Raw genomic sequence first — 24,149 nt, forward strand, 5'->3', positions numbered from 1 at the left:
ATGCGCGTTTGAACGAAAGAGGGCACCCTAGAGGGTGGAGCGGGGCGCGCCCGATCCTGCCCGCCACGCGGCGCGTCGGCCCTAGAATCGCCAGAGCTTCAAAAAGAGGGGTAGTGATGGACTTTCAGGTTGTTAAGGACTGGATCGCTGCGGACGTCGATCCCGCCACGCAGGCGGAGCTCACCGAACTGTTGAGCGCCGCAGAGGGCGGGGACGCCGCCGCGCTTTCCGACCTGGCCAGCCGCTTCGACGGCACCTTGCAGTTCGGCACGGCCGGCCTGCGCGGGGCGATCGGGGGCGGGCCCAACCGCATGAACCGGGCCGTGGTCATTCGCGCCGCCGCCGGTCTGATGGCCTACCTGCGCGAGGCGGTGGGTGAGGAGCCCGTGGTGGTGATCGGGTACGACGCCCGCCACGGCTCCAGCGATTTCGCCCGCGACACCGCCGCGGTGGTCACTGCGGCCGGCGGGCGGGCCTGGCTGATGCCGCGCGTACTGCCCACCCCCGTGTTGGCGTTCGCCACCGCCGCCCTGGACGCGGACGCCGGCGTGATGGTCACCGCCTCCCACAACCCGCCTCAGGACAACGGCTACAAGGTCTACCTGGGTGGGCGCGCCGTCACCGACGCCGGGCAGGGCGCCCAGATCGTGCCCCCCTACGACGCCCTGATCGCGGCGCAGATCGAGGCCGCCCCCGCTGCGGTGGACGTGCCGCGTGCGCAGTCCGGTTGGCAGGAGGTGGACGACGCTGTAGTGGCGCGCTACCTGAGCCGCGTGGCCGCACTTCCCACCACCAAGGTGGGCCCCTCTCAGGCCGGCAACCTGAGGATCGTGCTGACCTCCATGCACGGGGTGGGCTCGTGGACCGCCCGCCAGGCCCTGGCGGCGGCCGGTTTCACGGACGTGCACGAGGTGGCCGAGCAGGCCCAGCCGGACCCCGACTTCCCGACCGTCGCCTTCCCGAACCCGGAGGAGCCGGGCGCCCTGGACCTGGCGTTCGCACTGGCCGAGCGCGTGGGGGCAGACCTGATCCTGGCCAACGACCCGGACGCGGACCGCTGCAGCGCTGCCGTGCCGCTGCCCGGCGGCGGCTGGGAGCAGCTCACCGGCGACGAGGTAGGTTGCCTGTTGGGTGAGCAGACCGCCCGCCTGGTCAGCGCCGCCCGGTCCCTGGGGGCCGGCGACGTCGCCAAGGCCACGGCCGCCGGTGGCGAGGTGGGCGCCGCGCCCGAGCGCAGCGTGCTGGCCTGCTCCGTGGTCAGCTCCCGCCTGCTGGGCAAGATCGCCGCGTCCCACGGGCTGGGCCACGCCACCACCCTGACCGGTTTCAAGTGGATCTCCCGCGTGCCCGGGCTGGCTTTTGGCTACGAGGAGGCGCTGGGCTACTGCGTGGACCCCGCCCAGGTGCGCGACAAGGACGGCGTGTCCGCCTGCGTCAGCCTGGCCGCGCTCGCCGCCTCCCAGAAGGCCGCCGGCAGCGACCTGCGCGCGCTGCTAGACGGACTGGCGCTGCGCCACGGCCTGCACGCCACCGCTCCCCTCTCCATCCGCGTCGATGACCTGGCCCTGATCCGCACCGGCATGGCCAACCTGCGCGCCAACCCGCCGGCCCAGCTGGCCGGCTCCCCCGTGGTCGAGGTGGTTGACCTGGCCGACGGGTGGGCGCGCTTCGACCTGCCGCCCACCAACGGCATGGTGCTACTCACCGCAGCCGACGACCGCGTGATCGTGCGCCCCTCCGGCACCGAGCCCAAGCTGAAGTGCTACCTGGAGGTGATCCAGGACGTGGACGGCCAGGACTCCCTGGCCCCGGCCAAGGAGGCCGCGGCGGCCCGCCTGGCGCGGTTGAAGGAAGAGATGCGCGCGGTGCTGGGCATCTGACTCGGCGCCGGGCGTCCTTGGCACCCGGCTGGGACTCTAGGCGCCGGTTGACTGAGGGGCGGCAGGTTCACCTGCCGCCCCTCAGGTGCGCGGGCGGCCCGGTCAGTGGCCGCCCGCGCCCAGCGTCCGGGTCAGTCCAGCTCCGCCAGGATCGCCGCAGACGCGCTCAACCCCAGCCGGGTGGCGCCCGCAGCGATCATCGCCTGCGCCGCCTCGGCCGTGCGGATACCACCGGAAGCCTTCACCCCCAGGCGGCCCCCCACCGTGGCGGCCATCAGCTCCACCGCGTGCACCGACGCTCCGCCGGCCGGGTGGAAGCCCGTGGAAGTCTTCACGAAGTCCGCGCCGGCAGCCTCCGCCGCCTTGCAGCACTCCACAATCGCCTCATCGCTCAGGGCCGCAGACTCGATGATCACCTTCAACACCACCGGTGCCGGGCACGCCGCCCGCACCGCCGCGATGTCCTGGCGCACGTAGTCGTAGTCGCCCGCCACGGCGCGCGAGACGTCAATAACCATGTCCACCTCGTCCACGCCCGCCTCGCACGCAAGCTGCGCCTCCAGCGCCTTCACCCGCGAGTCGTGGGCGCCCGACGGGAAGCCACACACCGTCGCCACCTTCACCGCCCCCAACGCCTGCCGGTCCAAGGGCAGCTTGTTCGGGCTCACGCACACCGAGTAGCAGCCCAGCTCGCGGGCCTCCGCCACCAGGGCGTCCACCGCCTGGACGCTCGCCTCCGGCTTGAGCAGGGTGTGGTCGATCAGCTCAGCAACCTCTGCGCGGTTCATCTTTCTCCTTTACCTCCCCCACAGGGGATGACTTTCCTACCTCTGCCGCTCTCCACCGGACAGGCCAACCACCTGGCCCCACCGGCACCGGGAGCGGCGCCATCTACACCGGGACCGGCAGCAGCGCCGCCCACAGGTGGCTCCAACCCCCCAGGCTCTCACCCGGGCTGGTCAACAGCTCCCGCTCCCCCAACTCGAACACGCTCCCCACCGCCGGGTCGTAGATACGCCACTGCCCGCCCCCACCCGGGAGCGCCAACACCACGTGACGCGGCAGCCCCTCAACGCTCAACCCCGGGGCTCCCCCGCAGTACAGCGGCACCGGGAAACCCAGCTGGGTGGCGTGGTGGGCCGCGGCCAGCACGCTGGCCGCCCGGGGCGCGCTCACCACCGGCGTCAACCACCGCACCACGTAGCGCGCCCCGGGGAAGCGCGCTTCGCGCGCCGCGGCCCACGGGGGTGTCCCGAAGCGCTGGGGCCAGGTGAGGGGCCCGAGTCCGCGATAGCTGGTGGCGGCGTGCATGCCGAGCTGTTCTAGCTCGTTGGGCTGGGCCAGGGCCTGGTCCAGCCTGCCCTCCCCGGCGGCGCGCAGCGCCACGAGGACGGCGGAGCCGCAGGTGGTTTGATCCACCTGCCGCATCAGCCCGGAGCGAAGCAGCTTCACGCGGTGATCTTCTCCAGGATCACCGAGGCGTGTCCGCCAGTGGTCTCGGCGGCGCGGCCGCCTGCCGTGGCGGCTGCGTGCCCAACCACGCCCGCTTCGACCCCGGCCGCACCGGCCGCGCCGGCTGCCGCAGCCGCCCCGGCGCCGCATGTGGGGGCGGTCTCCTCCACGCGCCAGCCGCCCTCCAGGGCGGCCAGGGCGCGCTCCAAGCGCTCGGGGGTGTCGGTGTGCAGGGTGAGCAGCGGCTGCCCGGCCTGGACGTACTGGCCTTGCTTGGCGTGCAGCTCGATGCCCGCCCCGGCCTGGACGGCGTCCTCCTTGCGGGCCCGCCCGGCGCCCAGGCGCCACGCGGACACGCCCACGGCCAGCGCGTCGAGCTGGGTGAGCACTCCGCTGGCGGGGGCGTAGACCACCTCTTGGTGCTTGGCCACCGGCAGGGGGGCGTCCACGTCGCCGCCCTGGGCGGCGATCATCTGGCGCCACTTGTCCATGGCCCGGCCGTCCTTTAGGGCGGCCTCCACGTCGGCGTCGGGCAGGCCGGCAGCGTCGCACATCTCGCGGGCCAGGGCCACGGTCAGCTCCACCACGTCGGCCGGGCCGCCACCGGCCAGCACCTCCACGGACTCGCGCACCTCCAGCGCGTTGCCGACCGTGTAGCCCAGGGGGGTGGACATGTCGGTGAGCAGGGCCGTGGTCTTCACGCCCGCGCCGTTGCCCAGCTCCACCATGACGCGCGCCAGCTCGCGGGCCTTGTCCAGTTCCTTCATGAAGGCGCCGCTGCCCACCTTGACGTCCAACACCAGGGAGCCGGTGCCCTCCGCGATCTTCTTGGACATGATGGAGGAGGCGATCAGCGGGATGCAGCTGACCGTGCCGGTGATGTCTCGCAGCGCGTAGAGCTTGCGGTCGGCCGGCGCCAGGCCGCTGCCGGCGGCGCAGATCACGGCCCCCGGGCCGTCCTGGCCCAGGAGGTCAAAGATTTCCTCGTTGCTGAGGGCGGCACGCCAGCCGGGGATCGACTCCAGCTTGTCCAGGGTGCCACCGGTGTGGCCCAGGCCGCGCCCGCTCAGCTGCGGCACCGCCACCCCGAAGACGGCCACCAGCGGCGCCAGCGGCAGCGTGATCTTGTCCCCCACGCCGCCGGTGGAGTGCTTGTCCGCCGTGGGCTTGCCCAGGCCGGAGAAGTCCATGCGCTCACCGGAGTCGATCATCGCCTGCGTCCAGCGCGCGATCTCCTCCTTCTCCATGCCGCGCAGGTAGATCGCCATCGCCAGGGCGGCCATCTGCTCGTCGGCCACCACCCCGCGCGTGTAGGCGTCGATCACCCACGCGATCTGTGCGTCGCTGAGCCGTCCCCCGTCGCGCTTGCGGGCGATCACGTCCACCGCGTCAAATGCTTCAGTCATTTCCTTCTTCCTCCTGCCCTACCGATTCGTCCCGCTGGCCGGCCGCCGCGCGTTCCTCTAGGCCGCGCACGCGCTCCTCCAGCTGCGCCAGGCGAAGCGACTCGGCCTCCAGCTGGGCCGGCCCAAACGCGCCAGGCAGCACGTCCTCCATCCGCTCCACCCCGCGCGGGGTGAGCAGCTCCAGGCCGGGGGCGGCGTGCTCGAACAGCAGCTGGCGGCAGCGCCCGCACGGCGTGACCGGCTGACCGTCCGGGCCCACGCAGGCAAAGCGCACCAGCTTGCCCCCGCCGCCCCGGATCAGCTCGCTGACCATCCCGCACTCGGCGCACAGGGTCACGCCCAGCGCCGCGTTTTCCACGTTGCAGCCGGTCACGATCCGGCCGTCGTCCACCAGCGCCGCCGCTCCCACCTTGAACCGGGAGTAGGGGGCGTAGGCCGTGGCCATCGCGGCGCGGGCGTGCTCCAGCAGGGTGTCGAAGTCGATCACGGGTAGGCCACGCCCTCCGCCGCCGGTGCGCGCACCTTGCCGACGAAGCCGGCCACCGCCAGGATCGTGATCACGTAGGGCACCATCAGCAGGATCTCGCTGGGCACCCCGGCGCCGATCGTGGAGAGCATGTAGGCCACGGACTTGGAGAAGCCGAACAGCAGCGCGGCCGCCACGGCGCCGCGCGGGTTCCACTTGCCCAGGATCATCGCGGCCAGGGCGATGAAGCCGTTGCCTGCGGAAATGTCCTTGGTGAAGGCCAGACCGGAGCCGATCGTGAAGAAAGCGCCGCCCAGGCCCGCCAGGGCGCCACCCAGCAGCACGTTGTTGAAACGCGTCCGGTTGACCTTGATGCCCACCGTGTCCGCCGCCTTCGGGTGCTCGCCGCAGGCCCGCATGCGCAGGCCCCAGCGGGAGCGGAACAGCATGAACTGCAGCGCCGCGATGATCACGAACATGATGTAGACCAGCACAGTCTGGTTGAACAGGACCGGTCCGATCACCGGGATCTTGTGCAGCACCGGGATCGCCACGCGCTGCAGCGGCTGCGGGCTGTTCCAGAACGCGCGGTCCGCAGAGAGCACCGTGGAGAACAGGAATCCCGTCAGGCCGGCGGCCAGCACGTTGAGCACCACGCCCACGATGATCTGGTCCACCCGGTACTTGATCGCGAACAGCGCCAGCAGCAGGGCCAGCAGCAGGCCACCCAGCGGGGCCGCCAGCAGGCCGGCCCACGGGGTCTTGGAGGCGGAGGAGACCACGGCCGCCAGGAACGCGCCCGTAAGCAGCTGGCCCTCAATCGCAATGTTGATCGTGCCGGAGCGCTCGCACAGGATGCCGCTCATGGAACCGAAGATGAGCGGGACGGCCAGGGACAGCGAGCCCGCCAGCACACCCACCATCGGGATGAGCGCGCTCTTGCCCGCCCCCACCCAGGTCAGGAAGCCCAACACGAAGGCCAGCCCCACCAGCACGGGGACCAGCAGCGGGGTGCGCAGGCGCTTGGACTCGAAGTAGAACGCCGCCGCGGCGCCCGCCGCCGCCACCACGAACAGGGTCAACATCGTGGCGAAGGCCGGCACCCGCAAAACGGGCAGCTTCAGGAAGTCCGTGGGCTCTGCCAGGTTGAAGCTGGTCTGCCCGCTCACCCCCAGGCACAGGTAGCCGACCACCAGGGCCAGCACGCCGTAAAGAATGGGGTTGCGCCACTGCGCGGGGCGCAGCACCTCCAGCGCCGCCGTCTCCGCGCCGGTCGCCTTTGCCTTGCTTACCTGGCTCACGCGGCCACCTCCTTGCGACGACGGGAAGCCACCGGGGCCGGCAGCCTAAAGATCGCCCGCACCAACGGCGGGGCGGCGATCAGCAGCACGATCACGGACTGCACCACCAGCACGATGTCGATGGGGATGCGCGTGGAGGTCTGCATCAGCACGCCGCCGGCGCGCAGCGCGCCGAACAGCAGGCCCGCCAGCACCGTGCCCAGGGGGCGGGAGCGGCCCAGCAGCGCCACCGTGATCGCGTCGAAACCGAAGCTGCCGGCCACGCCGTTGGTGAGCACCTTCTCGGTCGCCAACACCGGGGCGGTGCCCGCCAGGCCGGCCAGGCCGCCGGAGACCAGCATCGCCAGCACCGTGACGCGCTCCACCGAGATGCCCGCCGTGCGGGCGGCGTGCGGGTTCAGACCGGTGGCGCGGAACTCAAAGCCCCACGTGGAGCGCTCCAGCAGCCACCAGACGAAGATCGCTGCCACGATGGCCACCAGGAAGCCCACGTGGATGCGGTAGCTGGACCCCGCCAGCAGCGGGTACTGCGCCGTGGCCGGCACCGGCAGCGACTTCGGGTTGGTGTTACCCGCCCCGATGAACGTCTCAAACTTCAGCAGGTAGAGCACCAGGAAGCCCGCGATCGAGTTGAGCATGATCGTCACGATCACCTCGTTGGCCCCGGTGCGCGCCTTCAGCACGCCCGCGATCGCGGCCCACAGGGCGCCGCCCACCACCGCGGCGGCGGCGGCCAGCAGCAGGTGCAGGCCGTAGGGCAGCTGCACGTGCAGCGCCACCCAGGTGGCGAAGATGGCACCCAGGATCAGCTGGCCCTGCGCGCCGATGTTGAACAGGCCGGAGCGGAAGCCCACCGCCAGGCCCAGGCCGGCCAGGATCAGCGGCACCGCGTTGGTCAGGGACTCCGTCAGCGGGCGGATGCCCTGCGCAAAGGTCGCCTTGTTCCAGTCAAAGAGCGCGCCGCGTGCCAGCGCCGAGTACGCGCTGGAGAGCGAATCCCACACCGCCGCGAAGAAGTCTGAGGGGCGGGCCAGGAGGTAGCCGGCCGTGGTCTGCACGTCCTTATCCACCGCCGCGATCAGCACGCCGGAGACCAGGAAGGCGGTCAGGACCGCCAGCACCGTCACCAGGGTGGTTGAGGACATGATCTGGCGCAGCACCCCCACCTGGGTGTCCACCTGCTTGGCCACGTTGCCGCGCCCGGCCGCCGGCGCATCCGGCTGCGCCGCAGCCTGCGCTCCCGCCGCCGGCTGCGCCCCGCTGGCCGCCCCGGCCTGCGGCTTTCTCTCTTCAACGGCCTCGCCGCGCTCGGCCGCGTCTGGTGCTCGTCCCACCGCAGCGTCGTCCACGTGCTTCTCGCTCACGCGCTTACCTCCTCGCTAGAACGGCCGCCGGCCTCGCCCGCCTCGGCTGCGGCTGCGCGGGCCTCCTCCAGGGAGGCGCCGGCCATCATCAGGCCCAGCACGTCACGCGGCGTGTCCGGACCCACCACGCCCACCACGCGGCCGCGATACATCACCGCGATCCGGTCGGCCAGGGCGTAGATCTCATCCAATTCGGTGGACACCAGCAGCACCGCGGTCCCGGTGTCCCGCTCCGCCACGATCCGCTTGTGCACGAACTCGATCGAGCCCACGTCCAGGCCGCGCGTGGGCTGGGAGATCACCAGCAGCTGCAGTGGGCGGGACAGCTCGCGCGCCAGCACCACCTTCTGGGCGTTACCGCCGGACAGGGTGCGGATCGGGTCGTCCACGTCGCTCAAGCGCACGTCGAACTCCTTGACCAGCTTCTGCGCGTTCGCACGCACCTTAGTCGGGGAGATCGAGCCGGCGGAGGCGAACGCCTTCGTGTCATACACGTCCAGGATCAGGTTCTCCGCGATGGAGAACTCCGCCACCGCACCATCCGTGGAGCGGTCCTCCGGCACGTAGCCCACCCCGTGCTGCAGCCGCTCCTTAATCTTGAGCGCCGCCAGGTTCTTCCCGCCCAGCTCGATCCTGCCGGCGGCCGGGCGCTCCAGGCCCAGCAGGCACTGGGCCAGCTCGGTCTGGCCGTTGCCCTGCACGCCCGCGATGCCCAGGATCTCCCCGGCGCGCACCTCCAGGTCCACGTGCTCCACGGCCGGCGAGCCGGACTGGTTCAGGATCGTCAGGTCCTCGATGCGCAGGGCAACCTGGCCCTCCTGGGCCGGTTCCTTCTCCACCACCATGTTCACCGCGCGGCCCACCATCAAGGAGGCCAGCTCCTTCTCCGTGGAGGTCGGGGTGGCCGTACCCACCACGGCACCGCGCCGGATCACCGTGATCTCGTCCGCCACCGCGCGCACCTCGCGCAGCTTGTGGGTGATGAACACGATCGCGGTGCCCGCGTCTCGCAGCTGGCGCATGATCGCCATCAGCTCATCGGTCTCCTGGGGCGTGAGCACGGCGGTCGGCTCGTCCAGGATCAGCACGGAGGCGTCCCGGGACAGGGCCTTGATGATCTCCACCCGCTGCTGGGCACCCACCGGCAGGTCCTCGATCAGCGCGTCCGGGTCGATGTCGAAACCGAAGCGTTCGCTGATCTCCCGCACCTTGGCGCGCGCCGCCGGCAGGTCCAGCACGCCGCCGGGCTTCGTGGGCTCGTACCCCAGGGCCACGGACTCCGCCACCGTGAACACCGGCACCAGCATGAAGTGCTGGTGCACCATGCCGATCCCTGCGGCCACGGCGTCACCCGGGCCGGAAAAATGCACCGGCTTGCCGTCGATCCTGATCTCGCCGCCGTCGGGCTGGTAGAGCCCGTACAGCACGTTCATGAGCGTGGACTTCCCGGCTCCGTTCTCACCCAGCAGGGCGTGAATCTGGCCTCCCCGCACAATCAGGTCAATGGAGTCGTTGGCCACGAGGGAACCGAACACCTTCGTGATCCCCTTCAGTTCCAGCTCCACTTGGTCTCCTTTGATCTAGGGGCGTGGGCGTGACCTGCCCAACGGTCACAAGAGCTTATCGCTATAGCTTCTCCCCTCGCGCCCTCTTGCGCCAACTCGGTGAGGGGAAGAAAAAGGGTGGGGCAGCGGATTGCTCCGCTGCCCCACCCCGGGATCTACCTAGATCACTTCGGAGCGTTCTTGGTCTCGACGACCAGGTTGCCGGAAGCGATGTCGGTGCGCAGGGACTCCAGCTCGGCCTTCAGGTCGGCAGAGACCTGGGCGTCGAAGTCGTGGAACGGCGCCAGGTCAACGCCCTGGTTGGCCAGGGTGCCCACGTACGGGTCGGCGGTGAACTTGCCCTCCACGGCCTCCTTGATGCCGTCGAACACGGCCACGTCCATGGCCTTGACCACGGAGGTGAACACGACGGAGGAGGAGTCCGGCACGGAGACCACGCCGTCGGTGTCAACCCAGATGACCTTCACACCCTTGGCGGCGGCCTCCTTGGCGGCGGTGATGGTGCCCGCACCAACCGGGCCGGCCACCGGCATGATGATGTCAGCGCCCTGGGCGATGAAGCCCTCGGTCAGGGTCTTGCCGGCCGGGGCGTCGCTGAAGTTACCGACAAAGGAACCGGTCTGGGCGGCGTAGTCCCAGCCCAGCACCTTCACGGCCGTGCCGTGGTCGGTGTTGTAGCGGTCAACGCCCTGCACAAAGCCGTCCATGAAGATCTGCACGGACGGGATCGGCATACCACCGAAGGTGGCAACGGTGCCGGTCTTGGTGGAACCAGCGGCGGCGTAGCCGGCCAGGAAGGCGGCCTCAGCGGTGTTGAACACCAGCGCCTTGCCGTTGGTGGTGCCCTCGGCGAAGGTGGAGTCCACCAGCGCGAACTTCACGTCCGGGTGGCTGGCGGCAGCGGCGGACAGGGTCTCGGCCAGCTTGAAGCCCACACCGATGATGTAGTCGCAGTCGTCGTGGATCAGGGACTCGACGTTGGTGTTGAAGTCGGCCTCAGAGGCGGACTCGACCTCGTTGGTCTGGATGCCCAGCTCCTTGCCGGCGCGCTCGAGGCCGGCGTGAGCGGTCTGGTTGAAGGACTGGTCGTCAAAACCGCCCTCGTCGGAGACCATGCAGGCCTTGAAGTCGGCCGGGTCAACGGCGGTGGTGCTCTCGGCCTCGGTGGACTCGCTCGCCACGGCCTCGGGGGCCTTGGAGGCGTCGGAGTCGGCCTTCTCCGGGGCGGCTCCACAGCCGGCCAGGGTCAGGGCAGCAACGGCGGCAATAGCGCCGAACTTCACGGAGTTCTTCACATTCTTCCTCTCGGTTGTGACGCGAAAAGCGCGTCCAAAGACGTCCGGTCTGCCCCCGATCCTAGCGCCGGGGGTCAGCGCGCCGGGACCCTCACGGCCAACAGCAACCAGTTCGTGACCAAGCCGGGCATGGGTGTGGGCGCCGGCCATCGCCGGCGCCCACACCCCCTCGCGCTGGATCAGAGCTGCTGCGCGCTGAGCGCAGCCACCGCCGCGACCACGCGCTTGACGTCCTGCTCGCGCTCCCTGGTGGTGACCAGCAGCGCCCCGGGCGTGCGGACCACCACGGCCCCCGGCACCCCCAGGATCGCCACCAGGCCCTCCTCGCCCGTGACCATGCTGCCCGGGGAGTCCACGGCCAGCACCTGCGCCCCGCCCAGCACGTGGGCCGGGCTCAGGCCCAGTTCCCGCAGCGCGGCCAGCTCGTCACCGGCGCCGCCTGCGCCCGCGCCTGCGCCCGCAGCACCGGCACCGCCCGCGCCTGCGCCCGCAGCACCGGCACCCGCGCCTTCGGCACCCTCGGTACCCGCCTCGGTCTCCTCGGCCCCTGCGCTCACCGGCGTCCCCCACAGGGTGGCGGGCAGAACGTCGGCCAACGCGGCGTAGCCGCCCAGATCGGACCAACCGAACTCGGCCGGCACGCACGCCACCTCCCCGCGCGCCGCGCACGGCTCGGCGATGGCGTGGTCGATGGCGATCTTGGTCAGCAGCGGCCAGTTCTGCTCCAGCGCCTCCTGACGCTGCGGGGTATCCCACGCCGCCGCGATGCGCTCCAGCCCGGCCGCCAGCTCCGGCAGCTCGCGCCCCAGCGCCCCCAGCAGCACGTCGGTGCGGGCCGCGAACATGCCTGCGTTCCAGCAGTACTCGCCGCTATCCACGTACCGCTGGGCCAGCTCCTGGCCCGGCTTCTCCGTGAACGAGGACACCGCGCACAGGTGCGGCGCCCCCTCCAGGTGCGCGCGCTGCCCCACCTTGATGTAGCCGAAACCGGTGGACGCGAATGCCGGGGTCAGGCCGATCGTGACGATCTGCCCGGCCGCCGCGCCCACGCAGGCCTCGCGCACCGCCGCCTGGAAGGCCGGCACATCCGCGATCACGTGGTCGGCCGCGAACGAGCCCACCACCACGGCACCGTGGCGCTGCTGCACGATCGCGGCGGCCAGTCCGATCGCCGCCATCGAGTCGCGCGGCGAGGGCTCGGCCACCACCTCCACGCCCTGCCCCAGCTGGGCGCGCACCGCGTCCTGGTGCACCTGCCCCGTCACCACCGTGATCGAGGTACTCAGCGCCTCCAGGCGGTCCACCGTCTGCTGCAGCATCGTGCGCCCCGCCCCGGTCAGGTCCAGCAGGAACTTCGGGTGGCTGCGCCTGGACAGCGGCCACAGGCGCGTGCCCGCGCCCCCGGCCGGGATGATCGCGTGAAACGCCAGTTCAGCGCGCTGCGTCATGGCAACCCCTTACCGCACCCGCTCGGCCGGAGCACTCGGCACGGACAGGATGAAGGCCGGCTCGGCCAGTCCCGCGTCCAGGGCCGCCTGGCGCACCGCCGCAGCCACCTCCTCCACGCGGCCGGCCTCCACCAGGGCGATGCAGGAGCCACCAAAGCCGCCGCCGGTCATGCGGGCACCGAAGGCGCCGTGGGCGCGCGCCGTGTCCACCGCCAGGTCCAGCTCCGGGCAGGTCACCTCGTAGTCGTCCCGCAGCGAGTCGTGGGAGCGGTTCATCAGGTCGCCGACCAAGGCCAGGCGCTCACCCTCCAGCGCCCCCTTGGCCAGGGTGTCAATGAACTCGCGGGTCCGACCGATCTCCGTGACCACGTGGCGCACCCGCTTGCGGGAAACCTCGTCCTCCAGGGCCGCCATCGCGTCCTGCACCTCACGCACGTCCACCAGCAGCTCCACGCCCAGCTTCCGGGCCGCCTCCTCGCAGGTGGCGCGGCGCTGCGCGTACTGGCCGTCCACCAACTGGTGCGGGGCGCGCGTGTCGATCACCAGCAGCGCCAGCCCGTCTGCGGCCAGGTCGAAGGGCACCTGCGCCACCGTGTTGTCCCGCGCGTCCAGCTCCAGGGCATGCCCGGCGGTGCAGCGCAGGGAGGCGGACTGATCCAGGCCGCCGGTGTTGGCGCCGGCCACCTTGTTCTCCGCCGCCCGGCAGACCTCCACCAGCTTGGCGCGGCCCTCGTCGCTGCCCGCCAGCCCCAGGCCGGCCAGGTCGTCCAGCGCCACCGCCATCGCGCACTCCAGCGCCGCAGAGGAGGACAGGCCCGCCCCCAGCGGCACGCACGAGGTCAGGGCAACGTCGAAGCCCGGCAGCGGGCCAAAACCGGCCTGCTCCAGCGCCCAGGCCACGCCCACCAGGTAGGCGGTCCAGCCCTTTACCTCGCCCTCGCTACCCACGGGGCCCACGGCGTCCAGGTCGTGCTCCACGAACACGCCCTCGTCCTGCGGCGAGATCAGCCGCACCACGCGGTCCTCGCGCGGCGCCACGGCCACGAAAGCCCGGTGCGGCAGCGCGATCGGCAGGCAGATGCCGCCGTTGTAGTCCACGTGCTCGCCGATCACGTTCACGCGGCCCGGCGCGGCCCACACGCCCGCCGGCTGCCCACCGAACGTCTCGGTGAACAGGGCAGAGGCAGCCTCCGCCCCCTCGGCGTCGCTCAACGCCTTCAGCCAGGTCAGCTCACTCATCACTCCACCTCATCCTTGTAAACCTCACGCAGACGGTCTGCGATCTTCTCCGGGGCCGTGTCGCTCACCCACGCCCACATGGAGCTCTCGGAGCCGGCCAGGTACTTCAGCTTGCCCGGCGAGCGCAGGAAGGAGAAGTACTGCAGGTGCAGGCGCAGGTCCTCGCGGCCCTCGCCCACCGGTGCCTGGTGCCAGCCGGCGATGTAGTTGACCTCGATCGGCGAACCGTCGGGGTCCACAAAGAAGCGGTTACCGGCCTGCAGCATCTTCAGGTACAGCGGGGCCAGGTCGGCCTTCTCGTCGTCCGTCAGCTGCGCCAGGTCCGCCACCGTGCGCTTGGGGGCCAGGTGCATCTCCAGCGGCCAGCGGGAAGCCACCGGCACGTACAGCACCCAGTGCTCACTCTGCGCGATGATGCGCCGGCCACTGCGCAACTCGGCCTCCAGCACGTCGGCGTGCAGGTTGCGGCCGGTGCGCTCGCGGTAAGGCACCGCCTGGTCCAGCATGGAGCGGGTCTTGGGGGTGATGTAGGGGTAGGCGTAGATCTGGCCGTGCGGGTGGTGCAGGGTCACGCCGATGTCGGCGCCGTGGTTCTCGAAGCAGAACACCTGCTTGATGCCCGGCAGGGCGGAAAGCTCGCGGGTGCGGTCGGCCCACGCCTCGATCACCGTGCGCATGCGCTGAACGCCCACGCCCGCCAGGTTCTGCTCCAGGGTCGGGGAGAAGCAGATGACCTCGCAGCGCCCGGCGGCCGGGGCGGCCAGGAACAGCTCCTCGCCCTCGATGGGCTCCGGCTCGCTGCCCAGCGGCGTGGTGGGGGTGGCCATGAGGGACGGGAAACGGTTCTCGAACACCACCACGTCGTAGTCGGTGTCCGGGATCTCGCCGTCGCTGTAGGAGGCGCCGGGACGGGCCGGGGCCAGCGGGTTGGCGTCCGCCGGCGGCAGGAAGGTGCGGTTCATGCGGTGGGTGGCCATCGGGATCCAGTCGCCCGTGAGCGGGTCGCGGCGCATCTGCGGGGCGGCCACGGGGGCGCCGGTGGCGTCAACGAATCGGTCCCCCAGGGGGCGCGGGTCGTCGAGACGGCGGGTCTTGGCGCCGCTCACGTACTCCGGGTTGTCGTCAAAGTAGAAGAAGTCGCGTCCATCCGCGAGCTTGGTAGCGGTACGCCTCACAGCAGCCGTCGTCATTGAACAGTTCCCTTCGCTGGTTACCGGACAAATTTAGCTCAGCTTGGGGCCCAAAACTGAACCCGGCTCGCCCCCTTTGCGCCGCGCCACCCGCCCGCCGATCCACAGGCCCTTTGGCCCCACCTGCGCCCGCCCGCGCGCGTGTTACGCTCCCGCCAAACCGTCACCGCCGACGCGTAAAGGAGTGGGAATCATGTGGCTACCCACTCCTGCCGAAGGCGAGGGGATCTTCGGGGTGGCGATCGAGCTGCCCGCACCGGCCGCCGCGCTGGTTGACCCGCTGCGCTGCCCCGCCCAGCGGCAGGCGTTCTCCCCGCACATCACCCTGGTTGGCCCATTTGCGCTGCCTGAGAACGCCCTGCCCCTGCTGCGCCGCCACCTGGCCGACGTCGCCGCCGCCACCGCCCCCTTCCCCGTGTTCCTGAGCGGGGCGGCCACCTTCCTGCCCGTCTCCCCGGTCGCCTACCTGCGGGTGGACGACGCTGCCGCCGCCCGCCTCACCTCCCTGGAGGCCGCGCTGCGCACCGGCCTGCTGGACGTGCCCTCCCGCTTCCCGTTCGTGCCGCACGTGACCCTGGCGATGGCCCACGAACCCGACCAGCTCGAACGCTTCCTGGCCCGGGCCGCGAGCGCGGCGGTCCACTTCGAGGCCCGCGAGTTTGGGCTCTACCGGCTAAAGAAGGGGCGGGCCGCGGTCGACGGGCAGGCGGGCGGAACGTCGGCCCCCCGGCCGGACAGGCCGGGCGCGCACACAGGGCGGGCGGCGGGCGGAACGTCGGCCACCCACCCCGACCAAGCGGCGGGCGGGGCAGCAGGCACCGGGCGGCCGGCCCTCCTGCCCTCGGCGCAACAAATGGCGGTCTTTTCCTTGCACGGCTAGGAGCGACGTCGGCCACCCCGCTGCGGCCGGCCAGGCGCGAGGCGCGGCCCATTTCCCCTCTGCTCCCGCGTGATTCGTGACCCAGAATGGGGGGCCCGCCCTGCCCGCCCCGAGCGATTCCCGTAGCTTGGGGGCCATGACGATTCGCAACGAAACCCCCGCCTCTGCCCAGGCCGCCGGGCGCAAGTCCCGCCGTCCCGTGCCAGCAGACAAGACGCTGTGGGGGCGGTTTCGCGCGGCGCTGAGGCAACCCACCTGGGCCGAGCGCGCCACGGCCCTACTCGAGTGGTACCAGTCCACCCACCTGGGCCGCGCACTGGATCGTTTCAACGGCGGGCACGCCACCCTACTCAGCGGCGGCATCACCTACACCGCACTCTTCTCGCTCGGTGCGGCCCTCACCCTGGGGTGGACCTTCTTCATGGCCAGCCTGGGCAGCGACGAGCGCCTGCGCGCCTCCACCATCGCCGCCATCAACCAGAGCCTGCCCGGCCTACTAGACGAGGGCGGCAAGAAGGGGCTGCTCTCCCCCTCCTCGCTCATCCTGGACACGGGCTGGAACCTCACCTCCGTGGTCGCCGCCGCCCTGCTGCTGGTGGCCGCCCTCGGTGTGATGAGCGCGCTGCGCACCGCCACCTGGGCCATGTTCCAGCTAGACCAGCCGCCCAGCAACATGCTGGTGGCGCGCCTGCGGGACCTGCTGGGCTACGTCTCGCTGGGCGTGGGCACCCTACTCACCGCCGTCGGCTCCACCCTCGCCGTGGTCTTCAGCGAGAAGATCTTGGACTTCCTGCACTGGCACGGCCCGGTGGCGGGCCTCATGATCCAGCTGGTCACCCTCCTCGTGGCCGCCGCCGTCGACGCCCTGCTCCTGTGGGTGCTGGTACGCCTGGTGGCCGACATCAAGGTGCCCCGCCGCCCCCTACTTGGCGGCCTCGCCTTCGGAGTGGTGGGCCTGACCGCGCTGCGCCTAGCGGGCACGACGTTCCTGCGCACCTCCTCCAACAACCCGCTCCTGGTCTCCTTCAAGGCGCTGGCAACCATGCTGCTGTGGATCAACTTCGCCGCGCTCGTCTACCTGTTCGCCTGCGCGTGGATGTCCACCGGCTCATCCCAACGGACGAACAAGGAAGGCGAAACTAAGCCCGAGGTGTGATTGGTTGCTTAGGCGGGCGCTTCTAGACTGGCCGGTGGTCTAACCGGGAGGTTCAAATGAAACGCCTAATCTTGCCGATCGCCAAGCTCGTCGTGTGGATAGTCATCGCGGGCGCGCTAGTGAAGATCGCATTCTTCTCCACCCCCGCCGCTGAGACGGCCGCCAAGCCGTGGGTTGACTTCAAGCCCTCCACCGTCGTGGCCACGCTGGGCTCCATCTCCAACGAGTTCACGGTCAACGGCTCCGTGGTCTCAGACCCCGCCGCGGAGGTGAAGTCCACAGTGACCGGCACCGTGGCCAAGTTTGAGGCCCCCGAGGGCTCGCTGGTGGAGACCGGCGCCCCCATCATCACGCTCACCGCTGAGGTGACCGAGACCGAAGAGGGCACCCCGACCACGGACGAGAACGGGCAGCAGGTGCCCGGCGCTCCCACCACGACCACCTACACCGTCTACCGCACCATCTACGCCAACGCCAACGGCAAGGTGAAGTACAGCGTGCTGCAGAACCAGGAAGTGGCGGTGGGCACGGCGGTCGCCTCCATCTCCCCCGGCACTCTCTCCATCGAGGCTGCGCTCAGCCCGGCCCAGCGTTACTCCCTGACCGCCGTGCCGGACTCCGCCACAGTCACCGTCACCCCCGGCCCCGGCCCCTTCGAGTGCCACAACATCAAGCTGGTCAACTCCGAGCAGAGCGCCCCCGCCGGGGGCGGCCAGCAGCAGCCCGGCCAGGAGGCCCCCGGCGGCGCGGGCGGCACCACCTCCTCCAGCGCCAAGCTCACCTGCCCCGTGCCGGGCGACATCACGCTCTACCCCGGCCTGAGCGCCAAGGTCGCTATCCACACCGGCGACGCCGACGGCGTCATCACCATCCCCACCACCGCCGTCAAGGGCGACTACCAGCGCGGCACCGTGTGGAAGATGGGTCCCGACGGGCGCGCCAAGCCCACCGAGGTGGAGCTGGGCCTGACCGACGGCTTCCTGGTGGAGATCAAGTCCGGCCTCGCCGCAGGCGACGAGGTGCTGGAATTCGTGCCCGGCACCGAGGAGGAGCTGGACCCCAGCAAGTACATCCACGACCCGTTCATGGAGCAGATGGAGCAGCAGGACGCCCCTGAGGGCGGCGAGGGCGATGGCGGCAAGGACCAGGGCGCCATCGAGCCAGACATCGAGATCCTGGAGGACGGCTCCGAGAAGTTCACCGACCCCGACGGCAACACCGTCATCTTCCGCAAGGACGGCAGCTCCACCATCACCAGCCCGGACGGGAAGGTGACCGAGTTCGACAAGGACGGCAAGGTCATCAAGGACGAGATCGGGCTCACCAAGGAGCTGACCGGCTCGTCCGAAGAGAAGCCGGTGGGCGGCAACTGACATGGCCCTGCTAGAAATCGAGGGCATGGCGCGCTCATTCACCATCCCCACGGGTGAGCGCCTGGACATCCTCACGGACATCAACCTGCAGGTCGAGGCGGGTGATCACATCGCCATCGTGGGCCGCTCCGGCACCGGAAAGTCCACGCTGCTCAACCTCCTGGGGCTGCTGGACAAGCCCACCGCAGGCGTCTACCGCTTCGACGGGCAGGACACCAGCAACTGGGGAGACGGCAAGCGGGCCCGCACGCGCGGCAAGCACTTCGGCTTCGTCTTCCAGTCCTTCAACCTCCTGCCCGGACTGGGCGTGGTGGAGAACGTGGCGGCCCCGCTGCTCTACGCCAACGACGCCAGCTACTTCACCCGCGAGTCCCGCGCCCGCGACCTGCTGGTGCACATGGGGCTGGGCGAGCGCCTGGACTCCCGGCTAGACCAGCTCTCCGGTGGCGAGCAGCAGCGCGTCGCCCTGGCGCGCGCGCTGGTGCGCCGCCCCCGGGTGCTGCTGGCCGACGAGCCCACCGGCGCCCTGGACGTGGAGACCGGCCAGCACGTCATGGAGACCCTGGAGCGCGAGGCGCGCGAGTGCGGCGCCGCGCTGATCGTCATCACCCACGACCCGGCCATCGCCGCCCGCGCCAGGCGGGCCTTCCGTCTGGGCGACGGCGTACTCACCCCGCTGGAGATCAGCGACGGGCACTCAGAGGCGCGCGCCGCCGTGGCGGCCTCGCTCTCCCAGGTGCCGATGGCCTCCGTCGGGGCCCGGCCCGCTTCGGCCGCGCCGGAGGTGACCGCCGCGACCAACGCTGCGGCCAACGCAGCAGCTGCAGCGAGCGGCCCGACCGACGCCCGGGCCACGGCCGATGCGGCCGACACGGTCGGCGCGGTTGCCCCGGCGGCCGACACGGCCGCCACGGCCGGTGCGGTTTCCCCGGCAGACCCGGTTGCCACTGTTACCACTGTCGCCACGACAGACCCGGTTGCCACTGCGGCGTCCCCCGTCGCCAGCCCCTACGCCGCCGACCGCCGCGCTGCGGCACGCACCGAGGAGGAGGCGCGATGATCTCCCTGATTGGTTCTCTGAATGAGGCCTGGACCCAGGTTCGCCTCTCCAAGGTGCGCGTGTTCATCTCGCTGATGAACGTGGCCGTGGCGGTGGCCGTGATGGCCAGCGTCATCGCCTTCGGGCGCGTGGTGGTACAGGCCCAGGTGGAGGAGCTGGAGTACTACTCCGGCCGCCCGGGCACCATCAACATCAGCGTCACCGAGAAGGACCCCTCCGCTCAGACTGACCCGGGGGCGGAGTTCGATCCCGCCCTGGAACCGGACGGTTTCTTCTACGGCTACGGTGGTGGTGGCGTCTTCATGGAGCCGATGCCCGGGCAGCGAGACGATGGCGATGGCGATGGCGAGCAGGCCAGCAAGTTCACGCAGAAGTTGCTGACCGAGTGGGACGCGCTGGTCAAGCGCTACGACATCCGCTACGCCTCTGCAGTGATGCAGAACTACTCCCACGTCCTGATCGAGGACGGGCTGCTCCCGGTGGAGCTGAAGGTGGTGGACCAGCCCTACGCTGAGATGCACCGGTTGGTCACGGATCAGGGCCGCTGGTTCGACGCTTCGGACGTCCAAAAGCTCGCTCCGCGCGTGGTGATCACGCACGGTCTGGCCGAGGCGCTGGGGGCGTTGAAGAAGGACGGCCCGGTCACCCTGTCCCTCGGCAAGACCAACCGCGTGCGCGCGGTGGTGGTGGGTATCCTGCCGCAGCGCGACTTCGAGATGCCGGGCCTTTTCATGCTGCGCCAGTCTTATGAGGCCATGCCGAACAAGGAGCCTGGCGGCCAGTACGGCTTCGAGGTGTGGGTGGACCCGTCCACGGTGCCGCAGGCGCAGGCGCAGATCAAGGCGACGCTGAACGGCAAGTTCGGCAAGGATTCGACCCAGGCCTACGCGATGGACTCCTCCGGTGTCTTCAACACCAAGGAGGGCCTGACCAAGGTGGTCGGCGCGATCGGCGTGGTGATCCTGGTGCTCGGCGGTCTGTCGCTGATCAACATCTCGGTGGTCACCGTGCGGGCCCGCATCCACGAGATCGGAATCCGCCGCTCTTTGGGTGCCACTAGCACTCGCGTGTTCATCGCGATCTTCCTGGAGTCGGTGGTGGCCACGTTCGTGGCGGGCCTGGTGGGGGTGACGATGGCGGTGCTCGCCGCCCCGCACATTCCCTATGACCGGTTCGAGGTCTACGTGCAGGACGTCCCGCCCTTCCCGCTGGACGCCGCCATGGTGGGCTTGCTCAGTGCGACCGCGATTGGTGCTCTGGCGGGCATCATTCCGGCGCTGATCGCGGTGCGGGTCAAGCCGATTGACGCGATCCGCTACTAGCGGTCGGCAATAGTGGTGGCCGACGTTCCTCCTGGCCGGGAGGAGCGTCGGCCACTTTCATGCCCGACCGCAGCTAGACAACTCCGCGCGGTAGGGGCGGGCACTTGGGCTATCCCAACTAGACGTTCGCGTCCCCAACTCGACGTTCGGCACCCCAACTAGACGTTCGACACCTCAACTCGACGTTCGACACCTCAACTCGACGTTCGCGCCCTCAACTAGACGTTCGGCACCCCAACTCGACGTTCCAGACCGGGAAAACGTCTAGATTCACCCCCAAACGTCGAGATTCGAGACACCATGCCCACGCAACCACCCCCACCCACCAAACCCCAACTAGACGTTCGACACCTCAACTCGACGTTCGGCACCCCAACTCGACGTTCGGCACCCCAACTCGACGTTCCAGACCGGGAAAACGTCTAGATTCACCCCCAAACGTCGAGATGAAGCCACAAACGTCGAAATTCAAGACACCATGCCCACGCAACCACCCCCACCCACCAAACCCCAACTAGACGTTCGACACCTCAACTCGACGTTCGCGCCCTCAACTAGACGTTCGCGACCCCAACTCGACGTTCCAGACCAGGAAAACGTCTAGATTCACCCCCAAACGTCGAGATGAAGCCACAAACGTCGAGATGGGAGACCCGCCGCCCGGGCCGCTAGAGCGCGTAGGTGACGGACATGGGGGCGTGGTCAGAAAAGCGCTCGGCGTTGGTCTGCGCGCGCTCCACCGCGTAGTCCGTGGCGGCCTGCGCTAGGCCCGGGCTGACGAAGTGGTAGTCGATGCGCCACCCGGCGTTGTTGTCGAAGGCCCGCCCGCGCCAGGACCACCAGGTATAGGGGCCTTGCTCGGGCCCGTGCAGCTGACGCACCGCGTCCACCAGCCCGGTGGACAGCCAGCGCTCCAGGTAGGCGATCTCCTGGTCCAACACGCCCGCAGTCTTGTTGTGGTTGGGCTTCCAGTTCTTGATGTCCAGCGGGGTCATGGCCACGTTGAAGTCGCCGGCCACCAGCAGTTCGCGCCGACCGGCCTCGACGTCGGCGACCAGCTGGGCCAGCCGCTCGGTGACCCGATCCAGGTGGTGGTACTTCGCGTCCATCTTCTCCGTCCCGGCCTCCCCGGAGTGCAGGTAGGCGCTGACAACGGTGAGCGGAACGTCGCGCCCGGGGAGCGGCAAATCCACCTCCAGCCAGCGGCCGGTGTCAACGGGAAGCTCGTCGGGGTAGGCGCCGTCGCGCACCGCCAGGGGCACTACCCGGCTTGCCACGGCCACGCCGGCGCGGCCCTTGATCTGGCAGACGGACTCCGCCACATGCCAGCCCTCCCCCAGGTGCTGAGCGGCCGTGCCCTGCGGGGCGCGCACCTCCTGCAGCAACAGGACGTCCGGGGCGGAAGCGGCCAGCCACTGCTCCATGCCGCGACGGTACGCGGCGCGCACCCCGTTAACGTTCACCGTGGTGATCTTCATCCGTCTACTTTCCGTTCTTCCAAAAATGGGTGCCGGGGGCGGGGTAAACCACCCCGCCCCCGGCCGCGTTCAATCAGTTGGCGGCGCGCTCGGCGGCATCCACCACGTTCGCCAGGAGCATCGCCCGGGTCATGGGCCCCACCCCGCCCGGGTTGGGCGAGAGCGCGCTGGCCACGGCGTCCACGCCGGGGGCCACGTCACCGCTCAGCTTGGCCTTGCCCGTGACCGGGTCCTCCACGCGGGAGACACCCACGTCCAGCACCACCGCGCCGGGCTTGACCATCTCCGGGGTGACGATGCCCGCCACTCCGGCGGCAGCCACGATCACGTCAGCGCCGCGCACGTGCGCCGCCAGGTCGGCGGTACCCGTGTGGGTGAGCACCGGGGTGGCGTTGCAGTCGCGGCGGGTGAGCAGCAGGCCGATCGAGCGACCCACCGTCGTGCCGCGCCCGATCACCACCACGTCCTTGCCACGCAGCGAGATGTCGTAGCGGTCCAGGATCTCCAGCACCGCGCGCGGGGTGCACGGCAGCGGGGAGGTGACCGGCTCGTTCACACGCAAAACCAGGCGCCCCAGGTTGGTCGGGTGCAGGCCGTCGGCGTCCTTGGCCGGGTCGATCCGCTCCAGCACGGCGTTCGTGTCGATGCCCTTGGGCAGCGGCAGCTGAACGATGTAGCCGGTGCAGGCCGGGTCGGCGTTGAGGCGGTCGATCGCCGCCTCAACGTCCGCCTGGGTGGCGTCCGCCGGCAGGTCCTCGCGAATCGAGGCGATGCCCACCTCCGCGCAGTCGCGGTGCTTGCCCGCCACGTAGGCCACCGAGCCCGGGTCCTGGCCCACCAGGACCGTGCCCAGACCAGGCTGGATGCCGCGCTCGCGCAGCACCGCCACGCGCTGGGCCAGTTCCGCCTTGACGATGCCCGCCAGGGCCTTGCCGTCCAGCCGCAGGGCGCCGGCCGGGAAGTACTCGTGGGGAAGCTGAGCCACCATCACAGCCCCGGGTACAGCGGGAAGGCCTCGGTGAGGGCGTCCACGCGCTTGCGCAGACCGGCCACGTCGACGTCGCCACCGGAGGCGCCGGCCACCAGGGCGGTGGCGATGATGTCAGCCACCTCGGTGAACTCGGCGGCGCCGAAGCCGCGGGTGGCCAGGGCCGGGGCACCGATGCGCAGGCCGGAGGTGACGCGCGGCGGGCGCGGGTCGAACGGCACCGCGTTGCGGTTGACGGTGATGCCCACGGAGTGCAGCAGGTCCTCGGCCTGCTGGCCGTCCAGCACGGAGTTGCGCAGGTCAACCAGCACCAGGTGCACGTCGGTGCCACCGGTCAGGACCGTGATGCCGGCCGCCTTGACGTCGTCGGCCACCAGGCGCTGGGCGATCAGCTGGGCGCCCTCCAGGGTGCGGCGCTGGCGGTCCTTGAAGCCCTCGCCGGCAGCGATCTTGAAGGCGACCGCCTTCGCCGCCACGGCGTGCATGAGCGGGCCGCCCTGCTGGCCCGGGAACACCGCAGAGTCCAACATCTTGCCGAACTTCTCCGCGTCGCGGGACAGGATCAGGCCGGAGCGCGGGCCGCCTATGGTCTTGTGGACCGTAGAGGAGGTGACGTCAGACAGCGGCACCGGGTTGGGGTGCAGGCCGGCGGCCACCAGGCCCGCGAAGTGGGCCATGTCGGTCCACAGGTAGGCGCCCACCTCGTCGGCGATGGAGCGGAAGGCCTCGAAGTCCAGGTGGCGCGGGTAGGCGGACCAGCCGGCGATGATCACCTTGGGGCGCACCGCCAGGGCCTGCTCGCGCACCTTGTCCATGTCGATCAGGTGCGTGTCCTCTTCCACCCCGTAGGCGTGAACGTCGTACAAACGGCCGGAGAAGTTGATCTTCATGCCGTGGGTGAGGTGGCCGCCGTGGGCCAGGGACAGGCCCAGAATCGGGTCACCCGGGCGGATCAGGGCGTGCAGCACGGCCGCGTTCGCCTGGGCACCGGAGTGGGGTTGGACGTTGGCGTACTCGGCGCCGAACAGGGACTTGGCGCGCTCGATCGCCAGCGACTCGGCGCGGTCCACCTCCTCGCAGCCGCCGTAGTAGCGGCGGCCCGGGTAGCCCTCCGCGTACTTGTTGGTCAGCACGCTGCCCTGGCACTCCAGCACCGCGCGGGGAACAAAGTTCTCACTGGCGATCATCTCCAGCGTGCCGCGCTGACGGGACAGCTCGCCCGTCAAGACTGCGGCGATGTCCGGGTCAAGCTCTGCTAGGGGGGCGTTGAGTTCGTTGTTGCTCAC

Annotated in this window: 20 protein-coding genes; 6 read left to right on the forward strand and 14 right to left on the reverse strand. The window is 70.4% G+C overall.

Annotated features, from left to right (window positions below; translation table 11 throughout):
- Nucleotides 1-116: 116 nt before the first annotated feature.
- The gene (locus ABYF38_RS02815; protein WP_371152614.1) at nt 117-1,880 is read left to right on the forward strand and encodes a phospho-sugar mutase; all 1,764 of its coding nucleotides are present in this window, start codon (nt 117-119) and stop codon (nt 1,878-1,880) included.
- A 131-nt stretch (nt 1,881-2,011) separates the two neighbouring features.
- Here the strand turns inward: ABYF38_RS02815 and deoC are convergent, their stop codons facing one another.
- From deoC to galT, 11 genes are all read right to left on the reverse strand, one after another.
- Entirely contained in the window at nt 2,012-2,668 is a 657-nt protein-coding gene (deoC, locus tag ABYF38_RS02820; RefSeq protein WP_371152615.1) for a deoxyribose-phosphate aldolase, read from the reverse strand.
- Nucleotides 2,669-2,771: 103 nt separating this feature from the next.
- Nucleotides 2,772-3,332: a hypothetical protein gene (locus ABYF38_RS02825; protein WP_371152616.1), complete on the reverse strand. Its 561-nt coding sequence runs from the start codon at nt 3,330-3,332 to the stop codon at nt 2,772-2,774.
- The gene (locus tag ABYF38_RS02830; RefSeq protein WP_371152617.1) at nt 3,329-4,738 is read right to left on the reverse strand and encodes a thymidine phosphorylase; all 1,410 of its coding nucleotides are present in this window, start codon (nt 4,736-4,738) and stop codon (nt 3,329-3,331) included. Before ABYF38_RS02830 ends, ABYF38_RS02825 begins: the two co-directional genes overlap by 4 nt.
- Entirely contained in the window at nt 4,731-5,225 is a 495-nt protein-coding gene (locus ABYF38_RS02835) for a cytidine deaminase (RefSeq protein WP_371152618.1), read from the reverse strand. The genes ABYF38_RS02830 and ABYF38_RS02835 overlap by 8 nt, the downstream gene beginning before the upstream one ends.
- Nucleotides 5,222-6,505 carry an ABC transporter permease gene (locus ABYF38_RS02840; RefSeq protein ID WP_371152619.1) on the reverse strand — a complete coding sequence of 428 codons (1,284 nt, stop codon included), beginning with the start codon at nt 6,503-6,505 and terminating at the stop codon, nt 5,222-5,224. Before ABYF38_RS02840 ends, ABYF38_RS02835 begins: the two co-directional genes overlap by 4 nt.
- Nucleotides 6,502-7,869: an ABC transporter permease gene (locus ABYF38_RS02845; RefSeq protein WP_371152620.1), complete on the reverse strand. Its 1,368-nt coding sequence runs from the start codon at nt 7,867-7,869 to the stop codon at nt 6,502-6,504. Before ABYF38_RS02845 ends, ABYF38_RS02840 begins: the two co-directional genes overlap by 4 nt.
- Nucleotides 7,866-9,434 (reverse strand): ABC transporter ATP-binding protein, encoded by a 1,569-nt coding sequence (locus ABYF38_RS02850; protein WP_371152621.1) that lies wholly within the window; start codon nt 9,432-9,434, stop codon nt 7,866-7,868. Before ABYF38_RS02850 ends, ABYF38_RS02845 begins: the two co-directional genes overlap by 4 nt.
- 164 nt (nt 9,435-9,598) lie before the next feature.
- Entirely contained in the window at nt 9,599-10,729 is a 1,131-nt protein-coding gene (locus ABYF38_RS02855; RefSeq protein WP_371152622.1) for a BMP family lipoprotein, read from the reverse strand.
- Between the two features lie 179 nt (nt 10,730-10,908).
- Nucleotides 10,909-12,177, reverse strand: a complete 1,269-nt coding sequence (locus tag ABYF38_RS02860) for a mannose-1-phosphate guanylyltransferase (protein ID WP_371152623.1) — start codon at nt 12,175-12,177, stop codon at nt 10,909-10,911.
- Nucleotides 12,178-12,186: 9 nt separating this feature from the next.
- Entirely contained in the window at nt 12,187-13,416 is a 1,230-nt protein-coding gene (galK, locus tag ABYF38_RS02865) for a galactokinase (RefSeq protein WP_371152624.1), read from the reverse strand.
- Nucleotides 13,416-14,606 (reverse strand): galactose-1-phosphate uridylyltransferase, encoded by a 1,191-nt coding sequence (gene galT / locus ABYF38_RS02870; protein ID WP_371152625.1) that lies wholly within the window; start codon nt 14,604-14,606, stop codon nt 13,416-13,418. The genes galK and galT overlap by 1 nt, the downstream gene beginning before the upstream one ends.
- Nucleotides 14,607-14,799: 193 nt before the next feature.
- Between galT and ABYF38_RS02875 the strand changes: the two genes are divergently transcribed.
- The 5 genes from ABYF38_RS02875 to ABYF38_RS02895 all read left to right on the forward strand — a co-directional run bounded on the left by ABYF38_RS02875 (nt 14,800) and on the right by ABYF38_RS02895 (nt 20,397).
- Nucleotides 14,800-15,486 carry a 2'-5' RNA ligase family protein gene (locus ABYF38_RS02875; RefSeq protein WP_371152626.1) on the forward strand — a complete coding sequence of 229 codons (687 nt, stop codon included), beginning with the start codon at nt 14,800-14,802 and terminating at the stop codon, nt 15,484-15,486.
- 136 nt (nt 15,487-15,622) lie between these two features.
- Nucleotides 15,623-16,642 carry a YihY/virulence factor BrkB family protein gene (locus ABYF38_RS02880; protein ID WP_371152628.1) on the forward strand — a complete coding sequence of 340 codons (1,020 nt, stop codon included), beginning with the start codon at nt 15,623-15,625 and terminating at the stop codon, nt 16,640-16,642.
- Nucleotides 16,643-16,698: 56 nt separating this feature from the next.
- Nucleotides 16,699-18,015 (forward strand): hypothetical protein, encoded by a 1,317-nt coding sequence (locus ABYF38_RS02885; protein WP_371152629.1) that lies wholly within the window; start codon nt 16,699-16,701, stop codon nt 18,013-18,015.
- A 1-nt stretch (nt 18,016) separates the two neighbouring features.
- Entirely contained in the window at nt 18,017-19,075 is a 1,059-nt protein-coding gene (locus tag ABYF38_RS02890; RefSeq protein WP_371152630.1) for an ABC transporter ATP-binding protein, read from the forward strand.
- On the forward strand, nt 19,072-20,397 hold the full coding sequence (locus ABYF38_RS02895; protein ID WP_371152631.1) for an ABC transporter permease: 1,326 nt from the start codon (nt 19,072-19,074) through the stop codon (nt 20,395-20,397). The genes ABYF38_RS02890 and ABYF38_RS02895 overlap by 4 nt, the downstream gene beginning before the upstream one ends.
- A gap of 668 nt (nt 20,398-21,065) precedes the next feature.
- On the opposite strand, the gene ABYF38_RS02900 is transcribed toward ABYF38_RS02895, so the two are convergent.
- From ABYF38_RS02900 to glyA, 3 genes are all read right to left on the reverse strand, one after another.
- The gene (locus ABYF38_RS02900) at nt 21,066-21,875 is read right to left on the reverse strand and encodes an exodeoxyribonuclease III (protein WP_371152632.1); all 810 of its coding nucleotides are present in this window, start codon (nt 21,873-21,875) and stop codon (nt 21,066-21,068) included.
- Between the two features lie 73 nt (nt 21,876-21,948).
- Nucleotides 21,949-22,863 (reverse strand): bifunctional methylenetetrahydrofolate dehydrogenase/methenyltetrahydrofolate cyclohydrolase, encoded by a 915-nt coding sequence (locus tag ABYF38_RS02905; RefSeq protein ID WP_371152633.1) that lies wholly within the window; start codon nt 22,861-22,863, stop codon nt 21,949-21,951.
- Complete coding sequence (gene glyA / locus ABYF38_RS02910; RefSeq protein WP_371152634.1) at nt 22,863-24,149, reverse strand: serine hydroxymethyltransferase; 1,287 nt, start codon at nt 24,147-24,149, stop codon at nt 22,863-22,865. The genes ABYF38_RS02905 and glyA overlap by 1 nt, the downstream gene beginning before the upstream one ends.

It is taken from the genome of Buchananella sp. 14KM1171 (assembly GCF_041380365.1).
Classification (GTDB): domain Bacteria; phylum Actinomycetota; class Actinomycetes; order Actinomycetales; family Actinomycetaceae; genus Buchananella; species Buchananella felis.

Excerpts from the sequence above, each read along its gene's own strand:
- deoC (WP_371152615.1), bottom strand. The coding sequence starts at position 2,668 with ATGAACCGCGCAGAGGTTGCTGAGCTGATCGACCACACCCTGCTCAAG.
- galK (WP_371152624.1), bottom strand. The coding sequence starts at position 13,416 with ATGAGTGAGCTGACCTGGCTGAAGGCGTTGAGCGACGCCGAGGGGGCG.
- galT (WP_371152625.1), bottom strand. The coding sequence starts at position 14,606 with ATGACGACGGCTGCTGTGAGGCGTACCGCTACCAAGCTCGCGGATGGA.
- ABYF38_RS02905 (WP_371152633.1), bottom strand. The coding sequence starts at position 22,863 with ATGGTGGCTCAGCTTCCCCACGAGTACTTCCCGGCCGGCGCCCTGCGG.
- ABYF38_RS02875 (WP_371152626.1), top strand. The coding sequence starts at position 14,800 with ATGTGGCTACCCACTCCTGCCGAAGGCGAGGGGATCTTCGGGGTGGCG.
- ABYF38_RS02895 (WP_371152631.1), top strand. The coding sequence starts at position 19,072 with ATGATCTCCCTGATTGGTTCTCTGAATGAGGCCTGGACCCAGGTTCGC.
- ABYF38_RS02815 (WP_371152614.1), top strand. The coding sequence starts at position 117 with ATGGACTTTCAGGTTGTTAAGGACTGGATCGCTGCGGACGTCGATCCC.
- ABYF38_RS02860 (WP_371152623.1), bottom strand. The coding sequence starts at position 12,177 with ATGACGCAGCGCGCTGAACTGGCGTTTCACGCGATCATCCCGGCCGGG.
- ABYF38_RS02885 (WP_371152629.1), top strand. The coding sequence starts at position 16,699 with ATGAAACGCCTAATCTTGCCGATCGCCAAGCTCGTCGTGTGGATAGTC.
- ABYF38_RS02880 (WP_371152628.1), top strand. The coding sequence starts at position 15,623 with ATGACGATTCGCAACGAAACCCCCGCCTCTGCCCAGGCCGCCGGGCGC.
- ABYF38_RS02890 (WP_371152630.1), top strand. The coding sequence starts at position 18,017 with ATGGCCCTGCTAGAAATCGAGGGCATGGCGCGCTCATTCACCATCCCC.
- ABYF38_RS02900 (WP_371152632.1), bottom strand. The coding sequence starts at position 21,875 with ATGAAGATCACCACGGTGAACGTTAACGGGGTGCGCGCCGCGTACCGT.
- ABYF38_RS02830 (WP_371152617.1), bottom strand. The coding sequence starts at position 4,738 with ATGACTGAAGCATTTGACGCGGTGGACGTGATCGCCCGCAAGCGCGAC.